Annotated in this window: 4 protein-coding genes; 1 reads left to right on the top strand and 3 read right to left on the bottom strand. The window is 68.3% G+C overall.

All coding sequences use genetic code 11. The annotated features are described in order from the left end of the window. Nucleotides 1-197: hypothetical protein (locus AC3XYG_RS32030; protein ID WP_489143938.1), on the bottom strand; the 197-nt coding region annotated here is incomplete at its 3' end. A gap of 455 nt (nt 198-652) precedes the next feature. Here AC3XYG_RS32030 and AC3XYG_RS32025 point away from each other — a divergent pair. Continuing rightward, on the top strand, nt 653-1,987 hold the full coding sequence (locus AC3XYG_RS32025; RefSeq protein ID WP_489143937.1) for a glycosyltransferase family 4 protein: 1,335 nt from the start codon (nt 653-655) through the stop codon (nt 1,985-1,987). A 17-nt stretch (nt 1,988-2,004) separates the two neighbouring features. On the opposite strand, the gene AC3XYG_RS32020 is transcribed toward AC3XYG_RS32025, so the two are convergent. Continuing rightward, nucleotides 2,005-3,165 (bottom strand): HPP family protein, encoded by a 1,161-nt coding sequence (locus tag AC3XYG_RS32020; RefSeq protein WP_489143936.1) that lies wholly within the window; start codon nt 3,163-3,165, stop codon nt 2,005-2,007. An 80-nt stretch (nt 3,166-3,245) separates the two neighbouring features. Beyond that, the gene (locus AC3XYG_RS32015; protein WP_489143935.1) at nt 3,246-4,145 is read right to left on the bottom strand and encodes a LysR family transcriptional regulator; all 900 of its coding nucleotides are present in this window, start codon (nt 4,143-4,145) and stop codon (nt 3,246-3,248) included. Between the last annotated feature and the right edge of the window lie 224 nt (nt 4,146-4,369).

The raw sequence follows: 4,369 nt of genomic DNA, 5'->3' as shown, positions 1-4,369 counted from the left end.
GGCCAATGCGCCGGCACCTCGGCCGCGGCGGTGAAGGCCACCGGCGCGTCATGCGGCGGCCAGGGGTCGCCGAGCGACAGCGGCCGGCCGTCGCAGCGCCATCCTTCGATCGGCTCCGTCTCGCGCTCGCGCCAGCACAGGATCTCGGCGATGCGGGCGTCCAGGCGATGCAGGCGCTGGGCGACGGACAGGCTCATTCCGGTCTCCGATGGCGGCGGGGACGGGCTGCGGCGCCCCGCGGGAACGGGAATCGTGATTCGGCGTCGAGTCCTTGGTAGCGCATTTCGCGATCCGGGGCACAGGGCCGGCGCCGCGGCCCGAAATCCAAGCTGTCCCGAACACTGCGGGCCGGATGAAGCATTCGCACAGTAGCTTCGATTTTACCGGCTTTTACAGATTTTAATTCCGGCATTCGGGATTGTATTGCAATGCAAAAAAGGTTTCCTCTTTCGCGAAAACTGGTGATACGGTGCCGGAATGTGATTTCCGGATCATGCACAAGCGCATCGTCATGGAAGCGTCACGCCACCGGATCGGGCATCCGATCCGGCTGGCAGGGAGCGAAGCGTCCTCAGCAGGTTTCGTTCGGATGCCTGGCCACCGGCCCTGCCGGGACCAGGCGTCGCAGACTTTGAGATCGGGAGCAGGACTTATGGCCCAGGACCAAATCCTGTTCGATGTGACGCGATTGGTGCGCCGGGCCGGCAGCGCCACGCCGACCGGCGTCGACCGGGTCGAGCTGACCTATGGCCGCCACCTGCTGGACAACTATCCCGGCCAGGTCCAGTACATCGCCCGCTGGCGGTCGCGCTACTGGCAGCTGTCGACCCCGGCCTTCGCCCAATTCGTCGCCAGCCGGCTGGAGCGGTGGAGCTTCGGCGCCACCCGCGTCCGCAGCAGCGAGATCGAGCGGATCGCCCGCTTCATCGGCTTGTCGGCCGATGAGTTCCACGGCCGCGGCAGCCGGGCTGCCGCGCTGATTCCGCCGCCACGAGCGACCACGCCGCTGCTGCAGATGGGCATGGAGGCGCTGCTGGGTGCGCGCGGCCTGCTGTCGCGCATGATCAGCATCAGCGCCCGCAAGCAGCAGTCGATCTACGTCAATGTCTCGCATGAGGGGCTGCACCAGCCGACGACGCTGCAGCGCCTGGTCGCCCGCCGCAAGCTGGCACCGATCTATCTGGTCCACGACCTGATTCCGATCGACCATCCGGAATATGTCCGCCCCGGCCATGCCGAGCGCCACGCTGCCCGGATCGAGGCGATCTCGACCACCGCGGCGGCGACCATCGTCAATTCGATGCAGACCAAGCGCGACCTGCTGAAGCATGTGCAGCGCTATCACGGCAACATGGAAGACGTGTTCGTGGCGCCGCTGGGGGTCGACCGCCGCTTCATCCCGCAGCAGGCGAACGACCTGGAGAGCGAGCCGTATTTCCTGATCATCGGCACGATCGAACCGCGCAAGAACCACCTGTTCATGCTGCAGGTCTGGCGCGCCCTGGTGCAGAAGCTGGGGGCGGCCGCGCCGAAGCTGGTGATCGTCGGCCGCCGCGGCTGGGAAAACGAGAACGTGATCGACATGATCGAGCGCTGCGACCAGATCGGCGATCATGTCATCGAATGCGGCCGGGTGCCGGACGCGGTGCTGCACCGGCTGCTGCTGGGCGCCCGCGCCGTGCTGTTCCCGTCCTTCGCCGAGGGCTATGGCCTGCCCCTGGTCGAGGGACTGTCCTCCTCGGTGCCGGTGATCTGCTCCGACCTGCCGGTGTTCCACGAGCTGGGCCACGGCGTGCCGGATTATCTCGACCCGCTGGACGGCCCCGGCTGGATGGAGACGATCATCGACTACGCCAAGCCGAATTCGCCCAAGCGCCAGGCCCAGATGGTCCGGCTGGCCCGGTTCAAGGCGCCGACCTGGGACCGCCATTTCAGCATCTTCGACGAGGTCGTCGATGATGTGCGCCGGAAATACAGCATTTGTTGAGAGGTCGCTGAGGCGCCTCAGCCTGCTGCCCGAACAGCGGTCTCCGGCCCGGCCTCGTTGGACGGCAGCGCATGCGCCAGCGCGGCCAGCAGGTCGGCCTGGGTGACGAGGCCCTGGATCTGCCTGTCGCCATCGATGATGACCACGGCGTGCGTGCGGCCATCGGTCAGCAAGGGCAGCAGCGCCATCGCCGGATCGTTGGCGGCGGCGGTTGCTGCGGGGGAATGCACCCCGTCGACGCAGTCGGACGCCCGGGCCAGTTCGCGCAACCCCACCGTGCCGACCAGCCGCCCGCCCGCATCCACCACCGGCAGCGTGCGGATGTTGTGGTCGAGCAGCAGCGACCGCGCTCCTTCGGCGGTCGCGTCCCGGCCGACCTTGATGACGTCGCGCGACATGATGTCGGCACAGCGCAGCGCGCCATGCGACCGGATCACCGCCTGCAGTTCGACCTGCCGCAGCAGGCGGTCGAGATCGCCCCGGTCGATGTCGAAGGTTTCGTCGAGTGCGGCCAGCGCCGCGTCGACATCGTCGCCGCGAAAGCCGACCCGCAGCTGCGACGGCGGGTCCAGCGTCCCGTGGGTGTTGGCCGGGGCAGCCGCCGGCCCGTGCGGATAGGCGCGGCGGGACAGCTTGTGAAAGCAGAAGCCGAGCGTCACCAGCAGGACGGAGTTCAGCGCGACCGGCACGAACGGGAACAGGAAGCCGGAGGCGGCGATGGCCGGGCCGCCCAGCACGGCGGTCAGGGCCGCGGCCCCGCCGGGCGGGTGTAGGCAGCGGGTGAACGACATCGCGGCGATGGCGAGGGAGGCGGCGATGCCGATCGCCAGGGTCGGGTCGTGCACCACCCGGCCGACCGCGACGCCGACCAGGGCCGAGATCGTGTTGCCACCGATGATCGACCAGGGCTGGGCCAGGGGACTGGCCGGCACCGCGAACAGCAGCACGGCCGAGGCGCCCATCGGCGCGACGATCAGCGGCAGATGCGGGTCATGGCCGAACAGGACGCCGCAGATCAGGCCGGTCAGGCCGATGCCGATCAGGGCGCCGAGGCAGGCGACCAGCCGCTCGCGCAGCGTGGCGCCGGCCAGGATGGGCACGAACAGCCGGATGCCGCGGATCCGCTTCGACCATCCGCCTGTCTTCAGGGGGCCGCCTGGCTTGAGAGGGTTCGACATGGGAAAGGCTGAGACCTGGACACGAAAGATCGAAGCGGTGCGCCGGACGCGCCCGCGGCGGATGGAGAAGCGCCGGGCGGCTAGGGCGACAGATCCGGCGCGGCCGGCTGGGATTGCCGCAGGATGCCGAGGAAGGCGTCGAACGGCTCCGACCGGTGGTCCTTGCGGCGGATCAGCAGGGTGTCGACCGCGGCCAGCCGGTGGGTCTGGCTGCCCGCGGGCCAATGCAGCAGGTCGAGCACGGAGCGCGGAATGATCCCGGCCGCATGGCCGGCGGCGACGCTGGCGAGAATGGCGTGGTACGAGCCGAGCTCGATCGTCTGCAGCCGGCGCGGGCCCCGCCCCCAATGTTCGGCGATGCGCCGGTAGGTGCATCCGGGCTCGAGTGCCGCAATCGCATCGACCCGAAGGTCGGCGGCATCCCGGATCGGCGGATGCGCCGCCGGCAGGACGACCAGCAGATCCTCGACGAAGACCCGGTCGGCATGCAGCGGCGACGGCCTGCCTGAGAAATGGCCGGCCTCGTCCAGCTCGCCGGGCAGCCGGGCGATCAGGGCACAATCCAGCTCGGCCGCGATCACCTGGTCGGTCAGCTCCTGCGTCGCCCCGACCGACAGCTGCAGCGCCACCGCCGGCCATTCCGCGTGGAAGCGGGCGAGCGGGGTGGGCAGCCGGCTGGCCGCGGTGCTTTCCATCGTGCCGACCCGGAACGGCCCGGCCGGGCCCGGCGGCAGCACCGCCGCCTTCGCCTCGGACGCCAGCGCCAGCAGCCGATCGGCATAGGCCAGGAATGTCTCGCCCTCGCGCGTCAGCACCATGCGCTTGCCGTCGCGGGCAAACAGCGGCACGCCGAGCTGCTGTTCGAGCAGCTGCAGCCGCGTCGACACGTTGGAGGGCACCCGGCCCAGCCGCCGGGCAGCATGGGTCACGCTCTTTTCCACAGCCACGGCCCGGAAGATATCCAGCGAACTGAGATCCATCTACATTCTGTTTTAGAGAACGATATTTCCATTATCATTCAGAAATCGGGAAACTGAGTCAATGAAAACTTTGCCTCACGGACTCGGCACCCTGCCTGGCCAACCGACCAAGGCAACAGACGTCTTGCAGGGGAAATTTTCGGAGGACCACAATTTTCCAGGATCGGATCCGGCAATGACAATGAAATTTGAGATTAAAGCACCGATCCACAGCGAAACGGCTT

Source organism: Inquilinus sp. (assembly GCF_057815775.1).
This window is presented reverse-complemented; position numbering and strand designations above follow the sequence as displayed.

Coding starts and splice junctions, on each gene's coding strand:
- AC3XYG_RS32015 (WP_489143935.1), bottom strand. CDS start 4,145: ATGGATCTCAGTTCGCTGGATATCTTCCGGGCCGTGGCTGTGGAAAAG.
- AC3XYG_RS32020 (WP_489143936.1), bottom strand. CDS start 3,165: ATGTCGAACCCTCTCAAGCCAGGCGGCCCCCTGAAGACAGGCGGATGG.
- AC3XYG_RS32025 (WP_489143937.1), top strand. CDS start 653: ATGGCCCAGGACCAAATCCTGTTCGATGTGACGCGATTGGTGCGCCGG.